The organism is Pseudoduganella sp. RAF19 (genome assembly GCF_052114165.1).
In the GTDB taxonomy this organism is placed as follows: domain Bacteria; phylum Pseudomonadota; class Gammaproteobacteria; order Burkholderiales; family Burkholderiaceae_D; genus Rugamonas.
The window spans coordinates 695,688-720,473 of record NZ_JBFREF010000002.1; the positions used below are offsets into that span (position 1 = coordinate 695,688).

At 62.5% G+C, this 24,786-nt stretch carries 20 protein-coding genes; 15 read left to right on the forward strand and 5 right to left on the reverse strand.

Going from position 1 to position 24,786, the window contains the following annotated elements; all coding sequences use genetic code 11:
- Position 1: 1 nt before the first annotated feature.
- On the reverse strand, positions 2 to 1,078 hold the full coding sequence (locus AB4Z19_RS07750) for an SGNH/GDSL hydrolase family protein (RefSeq protein ID WP_442034899.1): 1,077 nt from the start codon (positions 1,076 to 1,078) through the stop codon (positions 2 to 4).
- A 577-nt stretch (positions 1,079 to 1,655) separates the two neighbouring features.
- Between AB4Z19_RS07750 and AB4Z19_RS07755 the strand changes: the two genes are divergently transcribed.
- From AB4Z19_RS07755 to gudD, 7 genes are all read left to right on the forward strand, one after another.
- Entirely contained in the window at positions 1,656 to 2,885 is a 1,230-nt protein-coding gene (locus AB4Z19_RS07755; RefSeq protein WP_442034900.1) for an ABC transporter substrate-binding protein, read from the forward strand.
- Between the two features lie 58 nt (positions 2,886 to 2,943).
- The gene (locus AB4Z19_RS07760) at positions 2,944 to 3,711 is read left to right on the forward strand and encodes a hypothetical protein (RefSeq protein ID WP_442028661.1); all 768 of its coding nucleotides are present in this window, start codon (positions 2,944 to 2,946) and stop codon (positions 3,709 to 3,711) included.
- Positions 3,712 to 3,742: 31 nt separating this feature from the next.
- Positions 3,743 to 4,105 (forward strand): cupin domain-containing protein, encoded by a 363-nt coding sequence (locus tag AB4Z19_RS07765; protein ID WP_442028663.1) that lies wholly within the window; start codon positions 3,743 to 3,745, stop codon positions 4,103 to 4,105.
- Between the two features lie 24 nt (positions 4,106 to 4,129).
- Entirely contained in the window at positions 4,130 to 8,512 is a 4,383-nt protein-coding gene (locus AB4Z19_RS07770; protein ID WP_442034902.1) for a DEAD/DEAH box helicase, read from the forward strand.
- Between the two features lie 97 nt (positions 8,513 to 8,609).
- Positions 8,610 to 9,689 carry a porin gene (locus AB4Z19_RS07775; protein ID WP_442028456.1) on the forward strand — a complete coding sequence of 360 codons (1,080 nt, stop codon included), beginning with the start codon at positions 8,610 to 8,612 and terminating at the stop codon, positions 9,687 to 9,689.
- Between the two features lie 72 nt (positions 9,690 to 9,761).
- A complete protein-coding gene (locus tag AB4Z19_RS07780; protein WP_442034932.1) occupies positions 9,762 to 11,057 on the forward strand; it encodes an MFS transporter in 1,296 nt (431 codons plus the stop codon).
- Between the two features lie 20 nt (positions 11,058 to 11,077).
- Entirely contained in the window at positions 11,078 to 12,418 is a 1,341-nt protein-coding gene (gene gudD / locus AB4Z19_RS07785) for a glucarate dehydratase (protein WP_442028673.1), read from the forward strand.
- 6 nt (positions 12,419 to 12,424) lie between these two features.
- Here the strand turns inward: gudD and AB4Z19_RS07790 are convergent, their stop codons facing one another.
- Together AB4Z19_RS07790 and AB4Z19_RS07795 are read right to left on the reverse strand one after the other, a co-directional pair.
- Positions 12,425 to 13,312, reverse strand: a complete 888-nt coding sequence (locus tag AB4Z19_RS07790) for a LysR substrate-binding domain-containing protein (protein WP_442028672.1) — start codon at positions 13,310 to 13,312, stop codon at positions 12,425 to 12,427.
- A gap of 125 nt (positions 13,313 to 13,437) precedes the next feature.
- Positions 13,438 to 13,728, reverse strand: a complete 291-nt coding sequence (locus tag AB4Z19_RS07795; RefSeq protein ID WP_442028671.1) for a hypothetical protein — start codon at positions 13,726 to 13,728, stop codon at positions 13,438 to 13,440.
- A 287-nt stretch (positions 13,729 to 14,015) separates the two neighbouring features.
- Here AB4Z19_RS07795 and AB4Z19_RS07800 point away from each other — a divergent pair, with 287 nt between their 5' ends.
- From AB4Z19_RS07800 to AB4Z19_RS07810, 3 genes are read left to right on the forward strand one after another with little or no spacing between them, the layout of a single operon-like run.
- Positions 14,016 to 14,786 (forward strand): aldolase/citrate lyase family protein, encoded by a 771-nt coding sequence (locus tag AB4Z19_RS07800; protein WP_442034904.1) that lies wholly within the window; start codon positions 14,016 to 14,018, stop codon positions 14,784 to 14,786.
- A 35-nt stretch (positions 14,787 to 14,821) separates the two neighbouring features.
- The gene (glxR, locus tag AB4Z19_RS07805; RefSeq protein WP_442029006.1) at positions 14,822 to 15,718 is read left to right on the forward strand and encodes a 2-hydroxy-3-oxopropionate reductase; all 897 of its coding nucleotides are present in this window, start codon (positions 14,822 to 14,824) and stop codon (positions 15,716 to 15,718) included.
- Positions 15,719 to 15,727: 9 nt separating this feature from the next.
- Positions 15,728 to 16,999 (forward strand): glycerate kinase type-2 family protein, encoded by a 1,272-nt coding sequence (locus AB4Z19_RS07810; protein WP_442029005.1) that lies wholly within the window; start codon positions 15,728 to 15,730, stop codon positions 16,997 to 16,999.
- Here AB4Z19_RS07810 and AB4Z19_RS07815 read toward each other — a convergent pair.
- Positions 16,987 to 17,460: a hypothetical protein gene (locus AB4Z19_RS07815; protein ID WP_442034905.1), complete on the reverse strand. Its 474-nt coding sequence runs from the start codon at positions 17,458 to 17,460 to the stop codon at positions 16,987 to 16,989. The two genes, AB4Z19_RS07810 and AB4Z19_RS07815, sit on opposite strands and share 13 nt — an antisense overlap.
- Before the next feature lie 239 nt (positions 17,461 to 17,699).
- On the opposite strand from AB4Z19_RS07815, the gene pdxR reads away from it, so the two are divergent.
- From pdxR to AB4Z19_RS07835, 4 genes are all read left to right on the forward strand, one after another.
- On the forward strand, positions 17,700 to 19,016 hold the full coding sequence (pdxR, locus tag AB4Z19_RS07820) for a MocR-like pyridoxine biosynthesis transcription factor PdxR (protein ID WP_442026923.1): 1,317 nt from the start codon (positions 17,700 to 17,702) through the stop codon (positions 19,014 to 19,016).
- Positions 19,017 to 19,056: 40 nt separating this feature from the next.
- Positions 19,057 to 20,133, forward strand: a complete 1,077-nt coding sequence (locus tag AB4Z19_RS07825; RefSeq protein ID WP_442026915.1) for a sensor histidine kinase — start codon at positions 19,057 to 19,059, stop codon at positions 20,131 to 20,133.
- Positions 20,130 to 20,858, forward strand: a complete 729-nt coding sequence (locus AB4Z19_RS07830; protein WP_442026916.1) for a LytR/AlgR family response regulator transcription factor — start codon at positions 20,130 to 20,132, stop codon at positions 20,856 to 20,858. The genes AB4Z19_RS07825 and AB4Z19_RS07830 overlap by 4 nt, the downstream gene beginning before the upstream one ends.
- Positions 20,859 to 20,936: 78 nt before the next feature.
- Positions 20,937 to 21,857, forward strand: coding sequence for a TolB family protein (locus AB4Z19_RS07835; RefSeq protein WP_442026918.1), 921 nt, complete (start codon positions 20,937 to 20,939; stop codon positions 21,855 to 21,857).
- On the opposite strand, the gene AB4Z19_RS07840 is transcribed toward AB4Z19_RS07835, so the two are convergent.
- On the reverse strand, positions 21,841 to 22,758 hold the full coding sequence (locus tag AB4Z19_RS07840) for an MBL fold metallo-hydrolase (RefSeq protein ID WP_442026919.1): 918 nt from the start codon (positions 22,756 to 22,758) through the stop codon (positions 21,841 to 21,843). The genes AB4Z19_RS07835 and AB4Z19_RS07840 overlap by 17 nt on opposite strands.
- Before the next feature lie 192 nt (positions 22,759 to 22,950).
- Between AB4Z19_RS07840 and AB4Z19_RS07845 the strand changes: the two genes are divergently transcribed.
- Positions 22,951 to 24,771, forward strand: a complete 1,821-nt coding sequence (locus AB4Z19_RS07845; protein WP_442034906.1) for a DUF885 domain-containing protein — start codon at positions 22,951 to 22,953, stop codon at positions 24,769 to 24,771.
- Positions 24,772 to 24,786: the final 15 nt, after the last annotated feature.

The following is a 24,786-nucleotide window of genomic DNA, read 5'->3' on the forward strand; positions in this document are numbered from 1 at the left end:
GTTAAGGCGTGGCGACGTTGTAGGTCGACACTGCCCAGCCCATGCGCTCATGGCCATACTGGTTCCAGACCGGACTCTTCCCGCCTGAGAACGAGGTATAGCGTGGCGCGCCAGTTCCGGTCGTGCCGCCAAACAGGCCCGCAGTCACCGTGGCACCTGTGTAGGTCGGATGCGTATCGTCGGACTGAATGTAGTCGTAACTGCTGCTGCTCGAAACGAAGTGCGTATTCGCGTCCCGCAGAGTGGAGCGCAGTGTCGTGGTGATGCGCGTGACATAGCTGGCCTGCGTCTCGCCGGCGACGTAGCGCAAAGCGTCGGAATCAATCTGCCCATCACCGTTGCTGTCGTAGTCTGCGCCCATGTACTGCGCGAAGTTGTCGGTGCACTTGAAGCCCTTCTGGCGCGCGGTATCGCACATCATGAAGTTGATGCGCGCGAGCGAAGGCAGGAATTTCTCCTGCATGTTCACAGTCTTGCCAGTGTTAGGGTCTTTGCAGGAACTCTGCACATTGTCGGCCGCGTAGCCGGGGTAATGCAGATTGGAGATCACCTTCAGCTTCACGCCCGCGTAGGCATTGGCATTGATATAGTCCATCGCGGCGGCGACGTAGGTCTTACAGTTGTTCTCAGCGGCAGTCAGTACGCTGTCATCGCAGGTGCCCGACTGGCCCTTGAACGCCGTGCGCGCTTGCAGACCGTCGTTGCCGCACATCTCGAAAGTGACCACGCGCGTGCTGCTGTCCTGCATATACGAGCGCTCGGCGACGATCTTGTTGTTGTACACGTCCGAAGCGATCGCACCCGATTTGGTACGACGCACGCTTTCGATGTCCGCATTCCACAGGGCCGATAGATATTCCGCATCCACGGTTGGCGCCGAATACTTGGCCGCACTGGTAATCGACCCGTTGTAGCCCGCGTAGATCGAGTCGCCATAAGCCACCACGCGATACTTCGTACTGGTATTGGGCCGGTCGATGGTCCACGAAACGTTCTGGGTCAGGGTATTGGCCGAAGCCTGTGCGCCCAAGGTGAGCAATGCCAGTGCGGCGAGGAACTGGGGAAAGCGAGTGGTCATAGAGTTGTCTCCGATCGTTGTTAGAAGAACCCACGCAAAACCGCCAACGACCCATATTAACCACGCGACAATGTTCTTCATCTAGTCACACAAGCACTGGCTTCTCAGGACAAAAGATTGGCTCAACAGGCACGGTTGGCTGTCACGCCAGACCAACACGCCGAGATAAAGACAGCTTCTCTCGTCACCCAAAATGAGCGTCAATAAAACCCATCGAAGCACCACGAGAGAGCCGGTCAATATCTTTCAAGAGAACAATCCATCGGCCATACAAGGCAATGAGGGCACTTGCTGCCCGAATGCGCTACGACCGGCTCTCATCAACAATACAAGCCTGACAAAATTCAACGCACGCTTAATTTCTCTGTGGCTCAAGAACGATTGGGAGACGATGACCCGCATCAGCACCAGAACACGCTCGCTCTCTTCGGTGACCGATTCGCTCAACTTTCGGAATTGTAATTTGACCAGCTAGCACAGTTGACTCAATCGCTGACTGGCCTAGCCAACTTCCACCACAACAAGATATGACGCGGAGCTAGTTGACAGCCTAAGCATTCCCGACGAGACTTTCCTTATGATATGGCGTACCAAATACTGGCTTGCGCGGGGTTTGTTATGCGCGGCGTTCGGCCTTCCTTCCGTAGCCTTTGCTGCGGAACAGCTGGTCATTGACTATATCGTCTCCAACAGCCCGCAGCGCCTGGCCTTGCTGAGAATTATTGACCAGTTCTCAGCGGCAAATCCCGACGTCCAAGTTAAGCACAATGGATTCCCGCAGGAGCAATACAAAAAGGAATTCACGGCGCGCTTGCAGAGCGGTCATGCCGATCTGGCTTTCTGGTATGCCGGTGAGCGTTTGCGTGACGCGGCAGAAAGAAAATTGATTGCGCCGCTCGATGCTGAGCTGGTCACCCTGCTGCGGAAGAACAAATTCCGTCCCGCTACGATTGATGGCACGCGCTTCAATGAAGAAGTGTACGGCTTTCCGCTCTATTACTACGTTTGGGGATTCGTCTACCGCAAGTCCTTGTTCCAGCGTCTGGAACTACGGCCGCCTGCAACGTGGAGCGAGTTCCTGCAGCTGTGTGAGCGGCTGAAAGCAGCCGGCGTAACGCCGCTGGGTTTGGGTGCGAAGAGCGGCTGGCCGGCAGCGGGCTGGTTCGATTATCTCAACCTGCGTATCAACGGCATCGACTTCCATCGCAAGCTGCTGCGTGGCGATGCGCGCTTCACCGATCCCAAGGTAAGGCAGGTATTTGACGTGTGGGGCGATCTGCTGCGCAAAGACTATTTTTTACCGGCGACGCTGGATCAGGAATGGGACCGTGTGCTGCCATACATCTATCGGAACCATGTGGGCATGACCTTGATGGGTAGTTTTTCTGCCGCCAAGTTCCCGGCGCCGCTAGCGGCCGATATGGGCTTCTTCGCCTTCCCAAGCTACTCGGCCGACATGCCGCAGTACGAAGAAGCGCCGCTCGATGTGCTGGTGTTGCCGGCCACCGGCACCAATCGCAGTGCCCGTAACCGCTTCCTCGCCTATCTCGCCGAAAGCGGAGCGCTGCGCCAGATCGCCGAGGCTGACCAGACATTCTCCACCCAGGCAGATCCGCTGGCGGCGCCGACCTTGCTCAGCGAGAGCACAAGCAGCATCCTCACCCAGGCCGCCGGACTGACCTATTTCTTCGACAGGGATGCGAAGCCCGAGCTGATCGCTCCAGTCTATGATGGCCTGCGCCGCTTTCTGAAGCCGCCATACGACACAGAACAGGCCGTTCAGTTCATCGAGAAATCGCGTCATTGAGCGAATGGGCATAATGTCCGCTCGCGCTGCGCTGCAGCGCTCATTTGCGGAGAACATCATGAAACCCACTCAGTTCAGGCCGCGGTCCCTGCTTATCTGCACAAGTGCCTTGCTGGCGGCTACGGTCTGCGGAACGAGCGCCGCTGAATCCATCGGCGATCATTCCACCGCAACACTGACGCTGTCGAACATGCAGCTGCAAGTGCATGCACTACCCGGCAATACTGGCCCGGCCAGTATCATCATTAATCCTTCCGACTCGTACCAGCGCTTGACGCTTTGGGTCACCAATCTGCCGGCAAGTTCGCAATACGCGTTTGGTTCGGTCGATAACAGTCCTTCGCTCGGCCTCACCAGCGACCATGCGCGTGCCAGCGGTACGATCATGGACACACTGCTGGACGGGACGATCTCCGCATCGGGCGAATTCCAGCCAGGCCAGAACTACTTTGCCAAGGCCATACTTTCAAGTGCCATCTTCCCCCAGCTCACGCCCTTTACCGAAGTGACGTTCTCCGGCCGGGTGTCCGCTCAAGTCACCGGGAACCTGATCGAAGAAGGTATTTCCTTCGCCGGCGCCAGTCTTGGCATCTCGCTTGGCAATCAGAATTACGGCCGGTACATCAATGTACGCAATGGTCCACAAACTCTGGACGAGGATTTCAGCCTTACCTATGTCAACGATACCGCCAACGTGCGGGACTTCGACTGGAGGACCTCCGCCGTGGTCTTCGCGCCCGTTGCGGAACCCAGCCAGTGGCTGATGCTGGCCTTCGGCGGATGCCTGCTGGGCTTTCTGCGCCAGCGTACAAGGGACGCGGTATAAAATAGCGCTCCCGCAGCCCGAATCATTCAACATGCCCGCCATTACCGACTTTCGCAGCCCGGACATTCAACCCGAATTTGATCACCCGCGCGAAGAGCGGCGGCTGGTGGGCAATCCAAAGCGCACAACCTGGAACCATTTCACCAACGCCAGCGGCGAGGTCAATGCAGGCGTCTGGGCTTGCGAAGCTGGCAGCTGGCGCATCGCCTTCGCGGACAACAAGGACGAGTATTTCTACGTGCTCGAAGGCCGCTGCCGCGTAATCGACGAACAGGGTAACGCCGCCGAAGCTGGCCCCGGCGACGCGCTGGTGATCCCGGCTGGTTTCAAAGGCGTGTTCGAAGTTGTCGAACCGATCAGGAAACATTACATCATCGTCGAGCGCAACGCCTGATTTCGCGTCGGCCTATAATGCGGCATGCATAAACGGACCGCTCCCGGCCTACCTGTCGCTGATTTCCACCCAGCGGTGGCGCGATGGTTCGCGTCCACCTTTGCCGGCGCCACCGAAGCGCAGCGCAAGGCCTGGCCGCTGATCCAGGCACACCGCCCTACACTGATCGCCGCGCCGACCGGCTCCGGCAAAACGCTGACCGCATTCCTCGCCGCCATCGATGCCCTGGTACGCGAGGCTGTCGTTGCCCCGCTTCCCGACGAAACGCGCGTGCTGTATGTGTCGCCGCCGAAGGCGCTGTCGAACGATATCCGCGTTAACTTGCTGGCGCCGCTGGAAGGCATCGTCGCCGAACTTGAGGCGATGGACTTGCCGCCCCATGGCATCCGTACCGCCGTGCGTACCGGCGATACGTCCCAGGCCGAACGCAATGCCATGCGCCGCAAGGCGCCGCACATCCTCGTCTCGACGCCGGAATCGCTATACGTGCTGCTTGGCTCGGACAGCGGCCGCGCGATGTTGTCGACGGTCCGCACCGTGATCGTCGACGAGATCCACGCGGTCGCTGGCTCCAAGCGCGGCAGCCATCTGGCGCTCAGTCTGGAGCGGCTGGATGCGCTGTGCGCGAAGCCGCCGGTACGCATCGGATTATCGGCCACGCAAAAGCCGCTGTCGCTGGTGGCCGATTTTCTCAGCGGGACGGGACGCGACTGCGCCATCGTCGATGTCGGCCACGTACGCGCGCGCGATCTCGGTCTGGAGCTGCCACCCGTGCCGCTGGAAGCCGTGATGGCAAACGAAGTGTGGGACCGCGTCTACGACAAACTGGCGGAACTGACTGCCCTTCATCGCACCACGCTGGTCTTCGTGAACACGCGCCGCATGGCCGAACGCATGGCGCGCCATCTCGCGGATCGCATCGGCGCCGAGCACGTGGCCGCGCACCACGGCAGTCTGGCCAAGGAATACCGGCTCGACGCGGAGCAGCGGCTGAAACGCGGCGACCTGCGCGTGCTGATCGCCACCGCTTCGCTGGAACTGGGCATCGATATCGGTGACGTGGATCTCGTGTGCCAGATCGGCTCCCCGCGCAGCATTGCATCCTTCCTGCAGCGCGTCGGGCGTTCGGGGCACCACGTCGGGGGCATGCCCAAAGGCCGTCTGTTCCCGACCTCGCGCGATGACCTGATCGAATGCGCGGCGCTGCTGGATTGCGTGCGCCGCGACGAGCTGGATGTACTGCACATACCTCCCGCGCCGCTGGACGTGCTGGCCCAGCAGATCGTCGCGGAAGTCGGCAATCGCGAATGGAGCGAAGACGAACTGTTTGCGCTGATCCGCCGCGCCATGCCTTACGCGAATCTGGAGCGTAACCGCTACGAGGCGGTGCTGCGCATGCTGAGCGAGGGCTACACCAGCCGCCAGGGCGTGCGCGGCACCTATCTGCACCGGGACACCGTCAGCGGCACCTTGCGTGGCCGCCGCGGCGGCAAGATGACGGCCGTGACTTCCGGCGGCACGATTCCGGATAACGCTGACTTCACCGTGATTCTTGAGCCGAGCGGCCAGAGTGTGGGTACGGTGCACGAGGACTTTGCCGTCGAGAGCATGGCGGGCGATGTTTTCCAGCTAGGGAATACGTCCTACCGCATCCAGCGTATCGAAGCGGGCAAGGTACGCGTGGAAGATGCCCATGGCGCCGCGCCGAATATTCCGTTCTGGATTGGCGAAGCACCGGGCCGCAGCGACGAGCTTTCGCTCGGTGTGGCCCGGTTGCGCAGCGAAATCGATCGCCTGCTGGGCGAGAAGGATAATGGCGATGCGGCCATCGAACATGCGGTGGATTGGCTGTACGAGCATCTTGGGCTGAATGACGATGCCGCGCGCCAGATTGTCGAATACCTGGCGCGCGCCCGTGCTTCCTTGTCCGCGCTGCCGACTTTCGATACGCTCATCATGGAACGCTTCTTCGACGAGTCGGGCGGCATGCAGCTGGTGCTGCACACGCCCTATGGCAGCCGCGTTAACCGCGCCTGGGGGCTGGCGCTGCGCAAGCGCTTCTGCCGCACCTTCAATTTCGAACTGCAGGCGGCGGCGACGGAAGATGCCATCGTGCTGTCGCTGTCCGAAAGCCACAGCTTCCCGCTGGACGAGGTGTGGCGCTACCTGCGCTCAAGCAGCGCGGAGCACATCCTGGTTCAGGCGCTGCTCGATGCGCCGCTGTTCAATGTTCGCTGGCGTTGGAATGCGACGACTGCGCTGGCCCTGCCGCGCTTCACGGGGGGCCGCAAAGTCGCGCCGCAGCTTCAGCGCATGAAGAGCGACGATCTGCTCGCGGCCGTGTTCCCCGATCAGGCGGCATGCCTCGAAAACATCGTCGGAGAACGTGAGCTGCCCAGCCATCCGCTGGTCGATCAGACTTTGGACGATTGTCTGCACGACGCGATGGATAGCGAAGGCTGGATCGCCCTGTTGCGCCGCATGGAGGCGGGCGAAGTGCATCTGATTTCGCGCGACTTGCCGGCGCCGTCGCCGCTGGCCATGGAGGTGCTGAATGCCCGTCCGTATGCCTTTCTCGACGACGCACCGCTCGAAGAGCGCCGGACGCAAGCCGTGTTGAACCGCCGCTGGACCGACCCAGCGTCCACCGACGATATGGGCGCGCTGGACGCCGGCGCCATCGAAGCTGTCGCCAACGAAGCCTGGCCGCGCGTGCGCAACGCCGATGAAATGCAGGAAGCGCTGGTGCAACTGGCCTGTATTACGCGCGACGAAGCGCTTGCCAACGAAGGCTGGAATGACTGGCTTGGCGCGCTTGCCGACAGCGGCCGCGCCACGCGTCTGCGTCTCGCCGGCGGGCCCGAGTTCTGGGTGGCGCTGGAACGCCTGGCTTGCCTGCATGCTGCTTATCCCGATGCTGCCGCCACGCCGCCACTCGCCATACCGGAGCGGCTAACCCTCAACGGCGATGAGCCATGGACGCGCGATGACGCGCTGGTTGAACTTCTGCGCGCACGCTTGTCCGGCTTCGGCCCACAACTTGCCGCCGCCATCGGCTCCGCGCTTGCGCTGCCGGAGAGCACGGTGCTGATCGCCCTCACGCAACTGGAAAGCGAAGGTTACGTCATGCGTGGCCGATTTACGCCGCGCGCCGTGGGGGAGGAATGGTGCGAACGCCATCTGCTGGCGCGCATCCATCGCTACACGATCAAGAATCTGCGGCGCGAGATCGAGCCCGTCGAGCGCCAGGATTTCATGCGCTTCCTGTTCGACTGGCAGCACTTGTCCGAAGAAACGCGCTTGCAAGGACCGGACACGCTGACGCAGGTGCTGTCGCAGCTGGAAGGATTCGAAGCGCCCGCCGGCGCCTGGGAAAGCGAGCTACTGTCTGCCCGTATCAAGGATTATTCCCTGCTTTGGCTCGACGATCTGTGCCGCTCCGGCCGCATCGTGTGGACTCGCGTAGGCGCACCATCCAGTGCCAGCGGCGGCACGGTGCGCAGCACGCCGCTGGTATTGCTGCCGCGCCGCCAGCTCTCCCGGTGGCACGCCCTGCCTGCCGTCGCCACCGAAGTCGAACTCACGCCGCGCGCGGTACGTGTGCTGGAGTCGCTGCGCCGCAACGGCGCCATGTTCTATGACGAACTGGCACACGAGGCGCGACTACTGCCCGCGGAACTGGAAACTGCGCTGGGTGAGCTGGTCGCCACGGGCCTGGTGAATGCGGACAGCTACGCCGGCCTGCGCGCCATGCTCATCCCCGCCAACAAGCGCAACACCATGGACCGCCGGCGCCGCCGCGGGGCCGGGCCGACGATGGAAGAAGCCGGGCGCTGGGCGCTGGTCCGCCAGTCCGAAGCCGTCACGATCAAAGAAAAAACCGGCAGCGCCGACGCATCCGACAGCGCGCCCGCCGCACCTGCGCCGCCCGGCCGCCGCCCGCGCATCGCGCCCGAAACGCTGGAACACATCGCCATGACGCTCCTGCGCCGCTACGGCGTCATGTTCTGGAAACTGCTCGATCGTGAAGCGTCCTGGCTGCCGTCCTGGCGCGAACTGCTGCCCGTTTACCACCACCTCGAAGCCCGCGGTGACGTGCGAGGCGGACGCTTCGTGGCCGGCCTCTCTGGCGAACAATTCGCCTTACCGGAAGCGATTCCCCTGCTACGCGAAATGCGCCGCAAACCTCACGACGGCACCCTGGTCGCCATCTCCGCCATCGATCCCCTCAACCTCAGTGGCACCGTGCTGCAAGGCGACAAAGTCCCCGCCCTGGCTGGCAACCGCATCCTCTTCCGTGACGGCGTGGCCGTCGCCACCCAGGTTTCCGGCAAATTCAACTACCTGGACTCGCCCAATCCCGCCGAGCGCGAAGCGATGCACGCATTGCTCGTCGTGCATCGCTAGGATCAATCCAATTTGTGAATTGATAGATACAGTCTTTGGTTTGATGCGGTATTGATCAAGTCATATGATCTCCTCACAACTACACAACTCGGGAGACATGATGAAGAAAACCGCAGCCATTGTTCTGGCAGTGGGCAGTGCCGCTGCCCACGCACAGTCGTCAGCGGGAATTTATGGCATCGTCGATGCTGCCCTGGTGGGCGAAAACGGCGGCAGCAATGGACATGTCAGCAAGGTGACCAGCGGTGCGGCGTCGGCCTCGCGGATCGGATTTCGCGGCACGGAAGATTTGGGCAATGGCCTGTCCGCCTATTTCACCCTGGAGACCGGCGTCAAGATCGATACGGGCGAAGTGGATGCCGCAGGCACCATCTTCAACCGCCAGGCCTTCGTCGGACTGAAACGCAAGGACTTCGGCGCAGTGGCGCTTGGCCGCCAGTACACGCCTTATCACACCACACTGGTGAACATCGTGGACCCGTTCAACACGGGCACCGCAGGTACGGCGAAGAACCTGTTCCCAGACTGGGGCGCCAATATCCGCAGCAGCAATGCGATTACCTATATGTCGCCGCGCGTGCACGGGGTCGATGCCGAGCTGGCGTACAGCTTCGGTGAGCAGAACACGGCTTCCGCCGGGCGCCAGTTCGGTGGCGCCATCGGCTACACGGAAGGTCCGCTGGCGATCCGGCTGGCCTACAACAACAAGAACTCCGACCTTGCCGCAACGGGCACGACGGCCGCCGTCAATCATGACCTAGGCCGTAATATTCTGCTCGGCGCAAATTACAACTTTGGCTGGATCAAGGTCCACGCCGGCTATGAAATCGACAAAGGCTTCAACAGCACGCCGCTGGGCAATGCCAACAACCCTTACGGCGGCGTAAAGCCGACGCCTTCGACCGACGGCCGCGAAGTGCTGCTGGGATTTAGCGCGCCGGTCGGCGCAGGCACCGTGCTGTTCTCGGCCATGCACAAGGACGACCGCAGCAGTTTCAATCAGGACGCCAGCTCCTGGGGTATCGGCTACCTGTATGCTCTGTCCAAGCGCAGCAATCTGTACGCGGCCTACGGACATATCAACAACAAGAATGGCGCCGGATACACGGTAGCCAACAACACCGAGGCCGGCACGGGCAATTCCGGCTACAACCTTGGCATCCGCCATACGTTCTAAGGAGACACCGTGGAACAAGCACCAACCGTCAAAGCGGTCAGCGCCGCCAACGTCCAGACGCGCACGCGCTGGATGATTCTCGCGATGCTGTTTGCCATCACGACGATCAACTACGCCGACCGCGCGACCATCTCGATCGCCGGCCCCGAGATCAAGAAAGAACTGGGATTATCCGCAGTCCAGATGGGCTTTATCTTCTCGGCCTTCGCCTGGTCCTATGTGGTCGCCCAGCTGCCAGGCGGCTGGCTGCTGGACCGCTTCGGTTCCAAGATCACCTACTTCTTCAGCATCTTCCTGTGGTCGACCTTTACTTTGTTCACCGGCGCGGCGGGTTTCGTCGCAGGGGGCGCCGCGGTCACTTTGCTGTTCACACTGCGTATGCTGGTCGGCGCGGCGGAAGCGCCCTCCTTCCCCGGCAACAGCCGCATCGCCTCCGCCTGGTTCCCATCGCATGAACGAGGCCTGGCTGCCGCCGTCTTCAATTCGGCCCAGTATTTCGCGACCGTGCTGTTTGCGCCGATCATGGGCTGGCTGGTGCACAACTACGGCTGGCATAGCGTGTTCTACGTGATGGGTAGCCTGGGCATCCTGATGGCCTTCGTGTGGATGAAGACCATCTACGGCCCGAAAGACCATCCATCCATCAGCAGCAGTGAACTGCAATACATCCGAGAAGGCGGCGCGCTGGTTGATCTGGAAAGCGGCGGCGCCACCAGGCAGGCCAGCCAGGTGAACACCCTGGCCTGCATCAAGGAACTGCTGTCCAACCGCATGCTGCTGGGCGTCTATATCGGCCAGTATTGCATCACCACGCTGACCTACTTTTTCCTCACCTGGTTCCCGGTCTACCTGGTACAGGAACGCCATATGACGATCCTCAAAGCGGGCTTCGTCGCTTCCCTGCCCGCCATCGCCGGCTTCCTGGGCGGCGTGGCCGGCGGCTGGCTGTCGGACCGCCTTGCCAAGCGCGGATACTCGCTGTCGGTGTCGCGCAAAGTGCCGATCGTGATCGGCATGATGATGTCGATGAGTATGATCGCCTGTAACTACATCCAGGCCGATATGCTGGTCGTCGCCGTGATGTCGCTGGCCTTCTTCGGCAAAGGCGTTGGTGCGCTGGGCTGGGCGGTGGTGTCGGACACCTCGCCCAAGGAAGCCGGTGGCCTGAGTGGCGCCCTGTTCAATACCTTTGGCAACACCGCCGGCATCACCACGCCAATCGTGATCGGCTACATCGTCGAAGCCACCGGCTCCTTCGCCGGCGCCCTGGTCTTCGTCGGCGCCAATGCGGCGCTGGCCATTGCCTGCTATCTTTTCGTCGTCGGCGACATCAAACGCGTCAAGCTCGTGAAATCGCTCAATCAATAATCCAACCCTACGGAATTAATATGAACACTACCGTTACCAGCGCTCCTATCGTTACCGACTTGCGCGTCGTGCCAGTCGCCGGCCAGGACAGCATGCTGCTGAACCTGAGCGGCGCGCACGGCCCCTGGTTCACTCGCAACATCGTCATCCTGAAAGACAGCGCGGGCAATACCGGTCTGGGCGAAGTGCCAGGCGGCGAGAAGATCCGCCAGACGATTGAAGATGCGCGATCCCTCGTCATCGGCAAGACGCTGGGCGAGTACAACAACATTCTGAACGCCATGCGCTCCGCGTTTGCCGACCGCGATTCCGGCGGCCGCGGCAACCAGACCTTCGACCTGCGCACCACCATTCACGCGGTGACCGCGGTCGAATCCGCACTGCTCGACCTGCTCGGCCAGTTCATGAACGTGCCTGTCGCCGCGCTGCTGGGCGAAGGCGTGCAGCGTAATGCAGTGGAGATGCTGGGCTATCTGTTCTACGTGGGCGACCGCAAGAAAACCAATCTGAATTACCGCAGCGAACCTGATGCAGGCGACGCATGGTCCCGCCTGCGCAACGAAGAAGCACTGACGCCGGAAGCTGTCGTGGGCCTGTGCGAGGCCGCACGCGAGCGTTACGGCTTCAACGACTTCAAGCTGAAAGGCGGCGTGCTGTCTGCCGATGAGGAGATGGAAGCCATCATCGCCATGCACGAGCGATTCCCGGACGCGCGCATCACCCTGGACCCGAACGGCGCCTGGTCGCTGAATGAAGCCATTCGCGTGTGCCGCGACAAGCACGGCATCCTGGCCTATGCCGAAGATCCATGCGGCGCGGAAAACGGTTTCTCGGGCCGCGAAGTGATGGCGGAATTCCGCCGAGCTACCGGCCTGCCGACTGCCACCAATATGATCGCCACCGACTGGCGCCAGATGGCGCACTCGATCCAGCTGCAATCGGTCGACATTCCACTGGCCGACCCGCACTTCTGGACCATGCAGGGTTCCGTGCGGGTAGCGCAGCTATGCCAGATGTTCGGCCTGACCTGGGGCTCGCACTCGAACAACCACTTCGATATTTCGCTGGCGATGTTCACTCACGTAGGCGCAGCGGCGCCGGGCAAAGTCACCGCCATCGACACCCACTGGATCTGGCAGGATGGCCAGCGTCTCACCAAACAGCCATTGAAAATCGAGGGCGGGCTGGTGCACATTCCATCCAAACCGGGTCTGGGCATCGAACTCGATGAAGCGGAACTGGAGAAAGCGCACCAGGCCTACAAGAACATGGGTCTCGGCGCGCGCGACGATGCGGTCGCCATGCAGTTCCTGGTGCCGAACTGGAAGTTCGATAACAAGCGCCCTTGCCTGGTGCGCTGAAGCGCCTCAGCACGCGCCGGGGAAAGTCGGCAGAATCTCGTTGATGAACAGCTGCAGAATGGGATTCTCGTTATCGCGCCGGTAGGTACAGACGGTACTTACCGGCTCGGTGGCAATGCGGCGCAGCACCACGCCGTCGAATTGCAGACGCGCACAGGCTTCCGAAACCAGCGCGGCGCCGATACCCGCGCTGACCAGCGCCAGCATGGTGTGCACCTGGCCGATATGCTCGACCACATCGGGCACCACGCCCTCGCGTTCGAAGCGGCCGGTCAGCATCTGGTAAAACGGACGCGCTTCGTGCGGTGAATACATGATGAAGGGACGGCGATGCAGGCTGGCCAGCGTGGGTTCCTCCGGCCAGGTGTCAGCCTCGCGTTCCGGAATCGCCAGCAGCATGCCTTCCTTTGCAATCGGCAGGCTTACCAGCTCGCCGTGCAGCGCCAGCGGCCGCATCAGGGCCATATCCAGCTGGCCGGCATCGAGCGCCTCCACTTGCGCCGTACTGACCAACTCCTTCAGCGACAGCGCAATACCCGGCGTCCGCTCACGCAGACGGCGCACCACTTCCGGCAGCAGCGTGTAGCCGGATGCCGACGTAAACCCGATCGCCAGACTTCCCTGCTCGCCTTTCGCGACGCGGCGTGCCATCAGGCCCGCCTCATCGGCCAATCGTATGATGCGCACCGCTTCGGGCAGGAAGGCCTTTCCTGCCGCAGTCAGACGCACGACGCGGCTGCTGCGATCGAGCAGTTGCACGCCGACGTTATGTTCCAGCAGCTGGATTTGACGGCTCAAAGGCGGCTGCGTCATATTCAGACGCTCGGCGGCCCGGCTAAAGTGAAGTTCCTCGGCGACGGCGATAAAGCATCGCAACTGGCTGATCTCAAACATGCGCCGATTCTAACACCCGCCATCGCCGCCTGAACACGTCCAGCCGCACCAGCGAGCCGCATGGCAGCGCTGATGGCTAGCGCCTGCGCCACGGTAGTGTCAGCCGTGCGGCGTCAAGCACGTCCCTAATTGATGTGGACCACGACGACGCCGTCCGAGATAGCTGGCGGATTGGCAAGAACGCCAGGCGCATTTTTCTGAATCCAGTCGCGCGACACTTTCAGGCTTTCGTCGATGCCCGCTTTGTCCCTACAGACCGTCACCGACATCCCGCCGTCGTCGCCGCGCACCAGCGTGTAGCTGACCAGCCCGGGCACATTCCTGAGATTCGCCTCGACATCGGATTTGCGTTCTTCCAGCACATCGAACAGCTGCTTCGCGCCTGCACCGGAATAGGTTCTCACCATCGCATGCATGATCGTCTCCTCTGAGGGTTGGCTACTCACTAAACATAGTTCGAACCCGACAGTATTCAAGAGATCATACAACTAAGCAATTTTCCGCACAGGAATTGCTGCCGCAATTTTATGGCAAACATTCCGCCACTGAAGGCGATATAAGCCTATTTTCTCAGTTTATGTGCGTCTGCAGCATTTCCAGCTTGAAGTAAAAATCGTGTAGTTGTACGATGACTTTACTGATTGTCATGCCACGGCAAACGAATTGAATTCCTGCAGTTCAACCTAGTCCACGGAGTCCGCACATGAATCTACCGATCAACACGTTCAAGCACGCGATCTTAACCGGCAAAACGCAGCTGGGTTGCTGGTCCGGTCTGTCGAGCCATATCACGGTCGAAGTCCTGGCCAACGCCGGTTTCGACTGGCTGCTGCTCGACACCGAGCATTCGCCCAACGAACTGCCGATGGTGCACTCCCAGCTTCAAGCCATCTCGCAAGGCAGCGCCCACCCTATCGTGCGTCCGGCATGGAACGACACCGTGATCATCAAGCGGCTGCTCGACGTCGGTGCGCAAACTCTGTTGATTCCCTTCGTGCAGGATGCGGACGAAGCCCGCCGCGCCGTGGCCGCGACGCGCTATCCCCCGCTTGGCGTGCGCGGATATTCAGCGGCGGCGCGCGCCTCCGACTATGGCCGCGTGAAAGACTACGCCAAGCAATGCGAGGAAGAGATCTGCGTGCTGGTGCAGGTGGAGACGCCGCAAGCTATCGCCAATATCGAAGAAATTGCCGCCGTTGAAGGCGTTGACGGCATCTTCATCGGCCCTGGTGATCTGGCCGCAGCCATGGGGCACATCGGCAATCCCAAACACCCGGAAGTGATCGCGGCGATCGAGCAAGCCATCCGCCGCATCCGCGCCAGCGGCAAACCGGCCGGCATTCTATCGCCGGACGAGGCCATGGCACGCCATTACATCGAAGTCGGCTCCATGTTCACGGCTGTCGGCAGCGATATCGGCATCCTGGCCCGCAATGCCGAAGCACTGGCGGGCCGCTTCAAGCACCCACAGTGATCCAACCTTCCCACACATTACGGAGCAATCGGAAAATGAGTAAAGTCGGCTTTATCGGTCTTGGCATCATGGGTACGCCCATGGCATCCCACCTGGTCGCTGGCGGCCATACGCTGCACGTGCATGACATCAAACCCATTCCGGAAGAACTGCTGCAGGCTGGCGCGGTAAGCTGCGGATCGGGCAAGGAAGTAGCGCAGAAATCGGACATCATTATCGTCATGGTGCCGGATACGCCCCACGTTGCGGCCGTGCTGTTCAGTGAAAATGGCGTCGCGGAAGGCCTTTCGGCGGGCAAGGTGGTGGTGGACATGAGTTCCATTTCGCCGCTTGAAACCAAACAGTTCGCCGCCCGCATCAACGCGCTGAACTGCGACTATCTCGATGCGCCGGTGTCCGGTGGCGAAGTCGGCGCCAAGGCAGCCACCCTGACCATCATGGTGGGTGGCTCGCAAGAAGCCTTCGACCGCGTCAAGCCGCTGTTCGAGCTAATGGGCAAGAACATCACGCTGGTCGGCGGCAATGGCGATGGCCAGACCACCAAGGTCGCCAACCAGATCATCGTGGCGCTGAATATCGAGGCGGTTGGCGAAGCGCTGCTTTTTGCATCGCGCATGGGAGCCGATGCGGCGAAAGTGCGCCAGGCCCTGATGGGCGGTTTCGCGTCGTCGCGTATTCTCGAAGTCCATGGCGAACGCATGATCAACCGCACGTTCAATCCGGGCTTCCGCATCGAACTGCACCAGAAGGACCTGAACCTGGCACTTAGTACAGCGCGCCAGCTCGGACTGAGCCTGCCCAATACCGCCACCGCGCAGGAGCTGTTCAATAGCTGCGCGGCGCACGGCGGCAAGGCCTGGGATCATTCGGCCCTGGTGCGAGCGCTGGAAAAAATGGCCAATTTCGAAATCGGTTCGGAACTGCCGGGATAAGGAGCAGCGATGATCAACCCACGCCAGTTATTGCGGGAGATGTTCGATGCGGCGGTAGCGGCGGCGCAGCCAGCCGTCAGCCTGCCGAAGTATCTGCCCTCGCCGCCCCGCGGACGCACCCTGGTGATCGGCGCCGGCAAGGCGTCCGCGGAAATGGCGCGGGTCGTTGAGCAGCACTGGCGCGGTGAACTGAGTGGGCTGGTGGTGACCCGCTATGGCTACAACGTGCCATGTGAGCGGATCGAGATTGTGGAAGCTGCGCATCCCGTGCCCGACGCGGCCGGGATGACCGCAGCGCGCCGTATCCTCGGCCTGGTATCGGGGCTCACGGAAGACGACCTGGTCATCTGTCTGATCTCGGGCGGCGGCTCGGCGCTGCTGGCCTTGCCGGATGAAGCCATCACGCTGGCCGACAAGCAGGCCATTAATACGGCGCTTTTGAAGAGCGGCGCCACCATCAGCGAAATGAACTGCGTACGACGCCATCTGTCGGCCATCAAGGGCGGGCGGCTGGCAGCGGCCTGTTATCCGGCGAAAGTGGTCACCTTGCTGATTTCCGATGTGCCGGGTGATGACCCGATCGATATCGCGAGTGGCCCAACCTGCGCCGATCGCACCACCTGCGCGGACGCTCTGGCCGTACTCCATCGCTATGGCATCGACGTGCCACTCGAAGTCCGCAGGCTGCTTGAGAGTGGGCGCGGCGAGTCGGTCAAGCCCGGCGACCCGCGTCTCGCCCGCAGCGAGCTGCACATGATCGCCACGCCTTTGATGGCGCTGGAGGCCGCGGCGGCGGTCGCCAGCAAGGCCGGCGTTCCCGCGCATATTCTCGGCGACAGCATTGAGGGCGAGGCACGCGATGTGGGCATCGCTATGGCAGGCATCTCCATCCACGTGGCGCGGCATGGCCAACCCTTCACCGCGCCATGCGTATTGCTGTCGGGTGGAGAAACAACCGTCACTGTGCGAGGCGACGGACGGGGCGGACGTAATGTGGAGTTTCTGCTATCGTTGGGCGTAACCCTGAACGGCTACCCCGGCATTTACGCCATCGCCTGCGACACCGACGGCGTCGACGGCCAGGAGGAAATCGCCGGTGCCTTGCTGGCGCCAGACTCGCTGTGGCGGGCGCGCGAGCTTGGCATCACGCCCCGCTCAGCCCTCGCCAATAACGATGGCCACGGCTTCTTCCAGACGCTGGGCGACTCGGTGATCACCGGTCCTACCCTCACCAATGTGAACGACTTCCGGGCGATCCTGGTGCTGCCTCAGACAGTTTGAGCGACACGGGCTCCTTGCCCGCCGCGCGCCATGAACGCGATCGGCATGCCGACGCAAAGAATGTGAACCACCAGCCCGATCAGCACCGGCATCATGCTGTAGTTCGGATGGAAGGCGATGCGGGACAGTGGCAGCACCACCGCGTTCATGAACACATACATTCCAATGCCCGTGAGCACGCCGCACAACAGCGGCTGCTGCCGCGCCAGCGCACGTCCGGCAACGAAGACCACGTACACGGCCACCAGTGCCGCCATCAACAGAAAGTGGGACACCAGCCCGAGGGCGGCTGCCGGTACGCCGCCGCTAAACGCGGCCGGGCCAAGCCAGCCGCTGGCAATGGCCTGCAGCACACGTACTGGCGAGACGTGGGAAGCAAGCTGCATCAGGAAAGCGGCCAGAATATCCAGCGTGCCGGCAACCAGCGTGGTACGAATAATCAAGGAGCGAACTGCGGTCATGAGGGTATGCACAAAAAAGAGTTGAATAGATTTCTACTGTAGTCAATCCATCGGGCCTGCAACAGACCCAATTTTGCTAAAATCCACAGACCCACTTTTGCGACAGCCGCCATGCTTCTGGAACTCGATGGAACCGGACCGCTTTACCTGCAACTCGCGCGCGCGCTGAAACGTGTGCCGCGCGCCCATCCGGAACGGGATGAACTGCCCCTGCCTTCAACGCGCGATCTCGCGGCGGAATTACGCATTGGCCGCAACTCGTCAAAGCGGCCTATGAACAGCTGGTGTCCGAAGGCGCCGCGGTGGCGCGGCCCGGCGCCGGAACCTGGCTGGTGACAGCCCCTGTCGCCAGCCCAAGCACCGCACTGCCCAACAGCGGCCAGCCTCCCAGCCTGTTTGCAGCGCGGGCGCGGGAAGCACTCAAAGGCGCCCAGGCGCTCAAGCCGCATGGCATGCGCTTCGATTTCCAGTACGGGAATCCGGTGCATGATCCGGCCTTGCACGACCAGTGGCGGCGCAGTGTGCTGCATGCCCTGGCCACTTCACCGTCTTCCTACCCGCCGTTGCAGGGCGTGCCCGAGCTGCGGCATGCGGTGGCCGACTATCTGCGGCGGCGGCGCGGCATCAGCTGTACCGGCGACGATGTGCTGATCGTGAATGGCACTCAGCAGGCACTGGACCTGACGGCGCGCGTGCTGGTCGAACCAGGGACGCCCGTCGCGCTGGAAGAGCCCTGCTACTTCTCCGTACGCCAGATTTTCTACGCCTCCGGCGCGCAACTGCATCTGATTCCGTCCGACCAGGACGGCATGCAGGTGGATCGCCTGCCAGCTCCAGCACCAGCCCTGATCAGCATCGCGCCTGCCAATCAATTCCCCAGCGGCGCCGTGTTGTCGGGTCGACGCCGCCAGCAGCTGCTGCAGTTCGCGGAACAGCATGGCAGCTACATTCTGGAGGACGACTACGACAGCGAATTGCGCTTCGGCGCCAATCCGCTTCCCGCGCTCAAGGCCAGCGGCGACGGCGAACGCGTGATTTATTCGGGCACCTTCTCCAAGATCATGTTCCCGGCGCTGCGTCTCAGCTATCTGGTCGTGCCGCGCTCCCTGCAGCGCGACTTCGCCAGCGCCAAGTACCTGGCCGACATGGGCCATCCGGCACTGGAGCAATACGCCATGGCGCACTTCATGGCCGAAGGACGCTTCGAACGCCACATCGCCCGTCTCGTGCGCAGCCTGGCCGTGCGGCGCGCGGCGCTGGCCGAAGGGCTGGCCGCGATTCCGCGCTCCCCGTTTGTGCTGGCTGGCGGCGACCGTGGCACCTATCTGGCGGCCTGGCTGCCCGGCCACACGCACGCCCAGGCCGCAAATCTGATCGCCCACGCCCAGTCGTATGGCGTCGGCCTCTACTCGCTGGCGCCGCATTATCCTGGCGGTGAGGCCGGTGCCGGTCTGCTTTTCGGCTTCGCAGGACTATCACTGGCCAATCTGCAAGCGGGAACCACCATGCTTGGACGCTGCATGGAAGACGCCCGCGCCCAAGGCCTGATCCCCTGATAATGCTGCAATCGGCGACGGGCCGTGCTACGCTCGCGCCATGTCATCGATCCGCACATCGCGCATGGCCCTCGCGCTGGCCCTGTTCTGGCTGGCCTTTCTGGGCGCCTATACCCTGCGCGGCGCCCTGCTCGCCTACGACCATCCATGGCAAGCCTTCGAACGGCGCGCGCTGGTGGCCCTGGTCGGTATCGGCTTGTCGATGCTGATGAATCTGGTGCTTGCGCGCCGGTCCGGCAGCTCGCTTGGCACCCGCATCGGACTGACGGTTGCGATGTCCATTCCCGCCGCGGCCATCTTCGCCAGCTGCAGCACGCTGCTGTTTTCCGTGGTGGCGCCACTGCCCAACGAAACCTGCGATACAGGACTGGTTTGCAGCATGCAGGATTTTGTAACGGCGGTCAGCGACCTGATGATCAACTGGTCCTTCGTGTTTGCGGCGTGGGGGCTGTTATGCCTGTCGCTGGCTACCGCGGCGGAGCAGAAAGAAGCCTTGCTGGCCGGAGCGCGTTACCGGGAAGCGGCACGGCTGGCCGAAATCCGTGCGCTGCGCTACCAGGTCAATCCGCATTTCTTCTTCAATGTACTGAATTCCCTGCAAGGCCTGATCGGCCAGCACCGGGGCGACGAAGCCCAGGCCCTGATCGGTGAACTGGCCCGCCTGTTCCGAGCCGCGCTCGCCACCGATCCGCTGGCCGAATCGACGTTGGCCGATGAAGTCGATCTTCAGGCCCGCTATATCGCGATCGAGCTGCGGCGGTTTCCCGGACGGCTGGCGCTCGATATCGCACTTGATCCGGCAGTGGCCGATGTGCGTGTGCCGGCGCTGATCCTGCAACCGCTGGTGGAGAACTCGGTCAAGCATGGCGTAGCGCACAGCAGCTCACTGGTCACGGTCAGCATTCGTGCGCAGGCCGTGGGCGATTCGCTGCTGCTCACGGTGTCGGATGACGCCCAGGGTGTTGCTCCTCCCGCAGGCGCGGGCCTGGGCATCGGGCTGCAAAACGTACGCGAGCGGCTGGTCCTGCACTATGGCGACAAGGCGGAATGCAAACCTGCTGCCGCCACGCCCGGCTTCATCACCGAGCTCCGTTTCCCGTTACGGAGCGCAGCATGACCTTCCGCGCCCTGATCCTGGACGATGAACCGCTGGCGGTCAGCGTGCTGCGCCAACAGGCCGAACGTACCGGCATGGTGGACATCGTCGGCAGCGCAGGCGATGCGGCCAGCGGGCTCGCCCTGCTTGCGGCGCAACCGGCCGATGTTCTGTTCCTCGACGTCAGCATGCCCGGCATGAGCGGCATCGAGCTGGCCCGGCATCTGCGCAGCCTGTCGAATGCCCCGCTGGTGATCCTGGTGACGGCGTACGACCACTTCGGCACCGAAGCCTTCGACTGCGCAGTGGTCGACTATGTGCTGAAGCCTGTCGAACCGGCGCGCCTGCTGAGGGCCTGCCAGCGCGCGCAGCAACTGCTGGCGGCACGCACACCGGTGCCGGAGCGGCCTGACGACTGGTGGTTGCCGCACCGCGGCACCGTCGTGCGCGTGGCGCTGGCCGACATCGAACGACTGGAGGCGGACCGCGATTATGTACACGTCCATCTGGCGGAACGCAGGTATCTGATGCGATCAACGCTGGCGGCACTGGAGAGCCGCCTCGATCCCTCAGCCTTTGTTCGCATTCACCGCTCCACCATCCTGCGCGCCGACCAGATCAGCGAATTGCGCCACCTCGGCGCGGGCACCTGGCTGGCAGTCGACGAACGCGGCGCCACCTACCGCGTGGGACGCAGCTATCTGGACGCCGTACGTGCGCGGCTGGTAACGCTCGTCGCTTCCTGACGTTCTTCGTCGCAAAAATCTGGCACTGTTCCGCCCTCCCTCCTATTGTGGGGCCTTCATTGAACCTATGGAGACACAATGAAGCCCACCGCAATTCTCGTCGCAGCCCTGATGTGCGCCACGCAGGCGCTGGCTGCACCCACCATCTTCGAGCCCGGAAACATCTCCGGTCCCGCCGACGACAGCGATCCGGCCTTTACACCGGATGGAAACACCCTGATATTCACGCGCAATGGTGCGCTGCTGATATCGCATAAGCGCGGCAACGGCTGGAGCCAGCCCGAGATTGCGCCGTTTTCTGGGGAATGGGACGACCAGCAGCCTGCCATGGCGCCGGATGGTTCGTATCTGGTGTTCGTCTCCAACCGGCCCGCGACTGCGGGTGCTCCTGCACTTGCCGGTGGCAATCTCTGGCGCGTCGACCGCAAGGGAGACGGCTGGGGCCAGCCACACATGCTGTCCGAAGCGGTGAACCGCACCGCCAGCATCTGGGCGCCCGCGATCGCAGCCAACGGCAATCTTTACTTCATCATGCGCGCCGTGGCTGGACAACCATTCCGCATCTGGCGCGCGCAGCCGCGCGGCGCAGACTATCTGGCGCCGGAGCCGGTTTCATTGGGCGATAGCACAACCCAGGATGTCGATCCGGTGATCGCGCCGGACGAATCATTCATCATCTACGCGTCCCGTCCCGCAAAAGGCGATGCGCACGAGCGGCTGTATATCGCCTACCGCCTGGGCGGCGGCTGGAGTGCGCCGGTCGACCTGGGCGCGGACGTCAACGGCAAAGGCGACACCGACGTCAACGAGCCGCGCCTCAGCACCGATGGCCACACACTTTACTTCAGCACTGATCGCCAGTTGCCGCGCACCACGCCGCGCACTCGCGACAGCACGGCGCGCGACCTGCAGCGTATTCACGACTGGGACAACGGACGCCAGAACATCTGGAGCATCCCGCTCGATCCCTGGCTGCCGAAGATCAGTAGTCCCAGATAACCGGCACGTAGCGGAAGGCATCGCCGTCCACCGCCACGCGCCCAACGGAGGGGAACGGCAGGTGCGCAGCCACCAGCAGGCCACCGTTTTCCGCCAGCTCGCGGAACAGACCGACGCGAACGCGCACCGACTCTTCCGGGTCGTGTTCGAAACCGTTGTGCCATTCCGGGTGATCGAAACCGACCGGGAACATGGCGTCGCCGGCAAACATCAGGCGCTCGCCGCCCGAGACCAGGTCGACCACGGCGTGTCCCGGCGTGTGGCCGCCGGTGAGGCGAACCGTGACGCCTGGCGCTACTTCATGCTTGTCTTTGAAGATGCAAAGGCGGTCGCGGTATTCGTTATAGAAACTGGTTGCGGTCTCGCGCAGCACAGCCGGCACTGCGGACGGCATGACGGTGCTGGAGAAGTCAGGCTGCGTCCAGAATTCCACTTCGGCGGCCGAAACGTGAATCCGCACATCCTTGCGCAGGCGCTGCCTGACGTCGTCGACCAGCAGACCGCCTACGTGGTCCATGTGCATATGAGTGATGATCACATCGGTCACGGATTCCAGCGCAATGCCGGCTGATTCCAGGCGCTGAGGGAACTGCCCGGCGCGCGGAAAACCCGCGAACTGTCCGCCCAGGCCCGCGTCGATGAGAATGGTCTGCTCGCCGCTGCGCGCCACCATCACATTCAGCGGCCAGTCGAACGCTTCCTGCGGCATGAACATATAGTCCAGCCAGTTCGACAGGTCGGACGGATCGACGTTGGTGGCCATCGTCGACGTTGGCAAGGGCAGCACGCCATCGCTGACGACCAGAGCATCAATTTCGCCCACTTGCAGTGCGTAGCGGGAGGGAACCAGCTCCTGAGGCGCCTGGCTGGCAGTGCGCGAGTTGTTATCCACGGCGAACATAGCGATATCTCCAAATTCACGGGTTGTCGGACAAAGATCACAGCAAAGGCTGGATGTCCTCATCGTAGATAGGAAGGGATGCGGGCGGTAGGCCTATTGACGGACGCACAGTGTTGACTGATACGCACCAAACGCATCTCAGCTATACTCCGCGCCAGCGACACGCTCTATAAAAATCACCTGAGGAGACCCATGCTTCGCTTCAACCCATCGCTACGCGCTGGCGCCCTCGCCGCCGCGCTGTTGGCCGGCCTTGCATCCGGCACGCTGGCCCACGCCGCACCCCGTCCAGCCGCCGCGGCCAGCCAGGCTGCTGTCCGCCTTGACCGCCTGGCCGACGCTTTCTATGACGCCCGCGCCAAATTCGATCCCCTGCTGTACGCCACCGCCAACGGCGACAGCCGCTACGACGACCGCCTCGGCATGGCGATCTCCCCGAGCGTGCGCAGCCGCCAGTTCGCGCTGTATCACAAGATGCAGCAGCAACTGCACGCCATCGACCGCGCCGGGCTTTCGGACAGTGCCCGGCTCAATTACGACCTGCTGGCATCCGAAATCAGCGCCATGCTCGATCTGGAAGCCTTCCCGGAGCACCTGCTGCCGCTGAATCAATTCGATAACGTGCCGAGCACGCTGGCGAACTACGCCAGCGGCACCGGTTCGCAGCCACTGACCAATCCCAAGCAGTACCGCGCCTATCTGGCCCGGCTGCAGCAGCTGCCGGCCTGGATCGACCAGGCCATCGCCAATATGAAGGAAGGCATGCATCAGGGCGTGGTGCTGCCGAAGGCGTTGACGGTGAAGATGCTGCCGCAGTTCCAGCAACTGCGAAGCGGCACGCCTGAAGCCAGCATCTTCTACACCCCGATCAAAATCATGCCGGCGCAATTCTCGGCAAAGGACAAGCAGCAACTGACCGCTGACTATCGCGCCGCAGTCGCTCGCATTGCCCCCGCGCTGGATCGCCTGTGCCAGTTCATCGAGAACGACTACCTGCCGGCCAGCCGCGAGACTTCGGGCTACGGCGCACTGCCGAATGGCCAGGCCTGGTACAAGGCACGCATCCAGCACAACACCAATCTGCCGCTCGCGGCGGACGCGATCCACGAACTGGGCTTGAAGGAAGTGGCGCGCATTCGTCAGCAGATGGACGAACTCGGACCCAAGCTGGGCTACACCGGTCCAGCCGGCGGCTTGCCGCAATGGGTGGCAGCGCAAGACAAGTTCAAGCCGTTCAAGTCGGAGGCCGAAGTGCTGGCGGCCTATCGCAAAATCTACGCGACCGTCGAGCAGAAGCTGCCCGCCTATTTCAGCCTGCTGCCGAAAGCCAGCCTTGAGTTGCAACCGGAACCCGAGCTGACGCGTGCTACCGCTTCCGACCACTTCACGCCGCCAGCGGCCGACGGTTCGCATCCTGGCGTGTTCTGGGCTGTGGTCAACGATCCCGCGAAGTATAGCGATGTCGGCATGGTGAGCCTGTTCCTGCACGAAGGCGTTCCGGGCCACCATCTGCACGCGGCGCTGCTCAAGGAACTGCCGCTGCCCGACTACCGCAAATTCGATACCGAACATTTCAATGCGGCCGCCTACACCGAGGGCTGGGCGCTGTACTGCGAAGCCCTGGGCAAGGAATTTGGCCTGTATGAAGAACCACGCTTCTACTACGGCCACCTGAACGACGAACTGCTGCGCGCAGCGCGGCTGGTGGTCGATACCGGCATGCACGCCCAGGGCTGGTCGCGCGAAAAGGCCATCGCCTATCTGGTCGACACGCTGGGCTACAGCGAGCAGCGCGCCGCCAATCAGATTGAACGCTACATGGCATGGCCGGGACAAGCGCTGAGCTACAAGATCGGCGCGCTGAAGATCCAGGAACTGCGCGCGAAGGCGCAGCAGGCGCTGGGACCGAAATTCAGCTACCCCAAATTCCACGCCGTAGTGCTGGGCAACGGCACCTTACCGCTGCCTATCCTTGAGCAGCAGGTCGACCGCTGGATCGCCAATCCGGACTAAATCGATGGCAGCGGC